We start from the raw sequence: 1,566 nt of genomic DNA on the forward strand, positions 1-1,566 counted from the left end.
CCGGCGGAGCGTCCGGTTAGGAGTCGCCGCCCGCGTTGCCGGTGGTGCCGGCGTTCACGTTGAGCAGCCGGTACTTCTCGATGGCCTGGGCCGGTGCCTGGGCATCGACTTCGCCGCGGCGGGCCAGCATCTGCAGGGAACGGACCACTACCGAGTGGATGTCGTTCTTGAAGAAGCGGCGCGCAGCGGCCCGGGTGTCGGAGAAGCCAAAGCCGTCCGCGCCGAGCGAGGCGAACTCGTTCGGGAGGAACTGCCGGATCTGGTCCGGCACGGCCTTCATGTAGTCGGTGACCGCAACGATCGGACCCGTGGCACCGGCGAGCTGCTGCGTGACGAAGGGGACGCGGGCCGGCTGGCCGGGGTTGAGGAAGGCCTCTTCCTCGGCGGCCATGGCGTCGCGGCGCAGTTCGCTCCAGGACGTCACGGACCACACATCGGCGGAGACGCCCCAGTCCTCGGCGAGGATCCGCTGGGCTTCGAGGGCCCAGGGGACGGAGACGCCGGAGGCAAGGATCTGCGTGCGCGGGCCGTCGATCTTGGCCGGTGCCAGCAGGTAGATGCCCTTGGTGATGCCTTCGACGTCGAGCTCGGCCGGCGCCGCCGGCTGGGAGATCGGCTCGTTGTAGACCGTGATGTAGTACATCAGGTTCCGGTCTTCGGAGTCGGGTCCGTACATCCGCTCCAGGCCGTCGCGCATGATCACGCCGATCTCGTAGCCGTACGCGGGGTCGTAGGTGACGACGGCCGGGTTGGTGGCGGCGAGGATCGGGGAGTGGCCGTCGGCGTGCTGCAGGCCTTCACCGGTCAGGGTGGTGCGGCCGGCGGTGGCGCCGATGATGAACCCGCGGGTCATCTGGTCCGCGGCGGCCCAGAAGGAGTCGCCGGTGCGCTGGAAACCGAACATCGAGTAGAACACGTAGATCGGCACGAGCGGCTCGCCGTGCGTGGCGTACGAGGTGCCCGCGGCGGTGAACGCGGCCACGGAACCGGCCTCGTTGATGCCGGCGTGCACGATCTGGCCGGAAATCGACTCCTTGTAGGCCAGGACGAGGTCCCGGTCCACGGAGAGGTAGTTCTGGCCGTTCGGGTTGTAGATCTTCGCGGTCGGGAAGAACGCGTCCATGCCGAAGGTGCGGGCCTCGTCCGGGATGATCGGCACGATCCGCTGGCCGAAGTTCTTGTCCCGCATGAGGTCCTTGAGCAGACGGACGAACGCCATGGTGGTGGCGGCCAGCTGCTTGCCGGAGCCGCGGTTCGCGACCTCGTACGTCTTCTCATCCGGCAGCGTGATCTCGCTGTGCTTGGACCGGCGTTCGGGGACGAAGCCGCCGAGGGCTTGGCGGCGTTCCATGAGGTACTGGATTTCGGGGGCGTCCGGGCCGGGGTGGTAGTACGGGGGCCGGTAGGGGTCGGCTTCGAGCTGGTCGTCGGTGATGGGGATGCGCAGGTGGTCGCGGAAGGCTTTGAGGTCCGCGAGGGTGAGCTTCTTCATCTGGTGCGTGGCGTTGCGGCCCTCGAAGTGGGTGCCCAGGCCGTAGCCCTTGACCGTGTGGGCCAGGATGACCG

General features: G+C 68.3%; 1 protein-coding gene. It reads right to left on the minus strand.

All coding sequences use genetic code 11. The features are described 5' to 3' along the window. Positions 1-16 precede the first annotated feature (16 nt). The coding region (locus ABD243_RS19880) for a transketolase-like TK C-terminal-containing protein (RefSeq protein WP_425547260.1) at positions 17-1,566 on the minus strand (1,550 nt) is incomplete at its 5' end.

It is taken from the genome of Arthrobacter humicola (genome assembly GCF_039531445.1).
GTDB lineage: Bacteria > Actinomycetota > Actinomycetes > Actinomycetales > Micrococcaceae > Arthrobacter > Arthrobacter humicola.